This is a genomic window from Microcoleus sp. OTE_8_concoct_300 (assembly GCF_031383065.1).
Taxonomy (GTDB): Bacteria; Cyanobacteriota; Cyanobacteriia; order Cyanobacteriales; family Microcoleaceae; genus Microcoleus.
In genome coordinates, this window is the sequence record NZ_JANMZH010000938.1 from 1 (window position 1) to 1600 (window position 1600).

General features: G+C 48.4%; 4 protein-coding genes. 2 read left to right on the forward strand and 2 right to left on the reverse strand.

All coding sequences use genetic code 11. The features are described from left to right. Window positions 1-225 (reverse strand): hypothetical protein (locus ACUVJL_RS39820; protein WP_445250865.1); only part of this gene is annotated, 225 nt, incomplete at its 3' end. A gap of 163 nt (window positions 226-388) precedes the next feature. Here ACUVJL_RS39820 and ACUVJL_RS39825 point away from each other — a divergent pair. Further along, on the forward strand, window positions 389-613 hold the full coding sequence (locus tag ACUVJL_RS39825; protein ID WP_332984150.1) for a hypothetical protein: 225 nt from the start codon (window positions 389-391) through the stop codon (window positions 611-613). Continuing rightward, complete coding sequence (locus tag ACUVJL_RS39830) at window positions 613-1059, forward strand: hypothetical protein (RefSeq protein WP_445250866.1); 447 nt, start codon at window positions 613-615, stop codon at window positions 1057-1059. Before ACUVJL_RS39825 ends, ACUVJL_RS39830 begins: the two co-directional genes overlap by 1 nt. Before the next feature lie 120 nt (window positions 1060-1179). Here the strand turns inward: ACUVJL_RS39830 and ACUVJL_RS39835 are convergent, their stop codons facing one another. Beyond that, window positions 1180-1335 (reverse strand): hypothetical protein, encoded by a 156-nt coding sequence (locus ACUVJL_RS39835; RefSeq protein ID WP_445250867.1) that lies wholly within the window; start codon window positions 1333-1335, stop codon window positions 1180-1182. Window positions 1336-1600 lie beyond the last annotated feature (265 nt).

The window sequence follows — 1600 nt, forward strand, 5'->3', positions numbered from 1 at the left end:
CGGTTCGCCCAAGGGTGTCCGGGAAACCATACTCACTTTGTACCGGCTGGGATTTGCAGAAGTGGGCGATTGGAGTCCCCCACAGCGTGCGGCTAATCCGAAGCAGGTGATCAGCGTGCTGATCCGTCGTTCGCGGGCTGATGGTACATCGCCGAGACAATCTGGGCGGTAAGCTGCAAGGTTAAGTCCTTTGATGAAGGAGGCGATCGAAATCGCGTCCTTCATTAACCAACATTTTAAGCCTTGGAATAAAGAGGGTGTTAAAGCATGGTTTGGTCTTATCATAAAATAAATCAACTCTAAATATGCGCCTTGACGCAGTGCCGCAAACACCGCGTCAAGACGACTTCTCCAATGTTGTAGAGCCAACACAGAAGCTATATCAATAATGACAAATAACGATCCAAATAGGTGGCTGCGCTACGATTCAGAGCAGGATATCTCCCGACACAGCGCCACCAACCCGCAGAAATGCCGGGATATGCAAAAGAAGTATGGCTGGAAACTGATCGACATTGAGGAAATCGAAAATAAGTACATTTTTGAAGTTGATTGCGTGTTCAAAGGGAAAACAGAATTTCCCAACTATCTCGAAGAAAAGGAGGAAGAGTGATGCAAAAGTACATTATTTTTCAGGCTGAGTCAGGTGAGGATGAAGGCTGGAGACAGAGAAAACTCCAACACAGCCAAGCTCTAACTTTTATCATTGCAGAAAACTGGGACTCTTCTAACGAACCGATTCCTGAACCGGGATATCGTCCTGTAGAATTTGTGCGGGTGGAGTCAGAACACGATCCAAAGGAACACGCACACAATACTCACTATCGCGTCAGCAATTGGGAAGTTGTGCGGGTGCAAACATACACGCCTGATATTCCAACTCCGATGAGCGAATATGACGTAATTGTGATGTGTTACTGTCGGTACAACCCGATCGATGCTACTCTCAAACCGATGCCGAAACGACAGGTATCGATCGATTCTTTTGGCGGCGATGAAATAGCTTACAAGCAATACCTAGAATCGGAAGAGGGCAAGAAGTATGTACAGTCAATTTAAGCGTCAAGTCCTTTATAAGGCTAAATCCTCAGCCGGGCCCAAAACCTCCCAATCCCCCTCTTCAATCGAAAGTCCAAAATCTAAAATCTAAAATCGGTTGACGGCGGCCCCCATCTGCGGCTACGCTTGGAAGTGAGAGGTTGCTTGCTTGTAGAGGAGGCAGCCCGCGTCGCCCAAAAATCTAGTTGCACTGCCCAAAGCTGTTGGTAGCAGCAATGGACAGCTAACCGCCAAACTGGGACAAGCAGTCTGGAGGCTAACGGAGTATCTTAACATCCTCTGTAGCCGCCCTGCTATGTGTTGAATAGCGGGGCGGCTGGGTTTTTGGGTTTTTCTAGAAAACCCAAAAACAGGAGAACATATTATGTCACAGGAATTTGTGCCTGACGACAACTCTTCCGATCGGCCAAATGACGACTCCGCAGCAGTATGCGAACAGGAAGTGGTGCTGTTAACGGTTGTCGGTTCGCCCAAGGGTGTCCGGGAAACCATACTCACTTTGTACCGGCTGGGATTTGCAGAAGTGGGCGATTGGAGTCCC

Coding starts and splice junctions, on each gene's coding strand:
- ACUVJL_RS39825 (WP_332984150.1), top strand. CDS start 389: ATGACAAATAACGATCCAAATAGGTGGCTGCGCTACGATTCAGAGCAG.
- ACUVJL_RS39830 (WP_445250866.1), top strand. CDS start 613: ATGCAAAAGTACATTATTTTTCAGGCTGAGTCAGGTGAGGATGAAGGC.
- ACUVJL_RS39835 (WP_445250867.1), bottom strand. CDS start 1,335: ATGTTAAGATACTCCGTTAGCCTCCAGACTGCTTGTCCCAGTTTGGCG.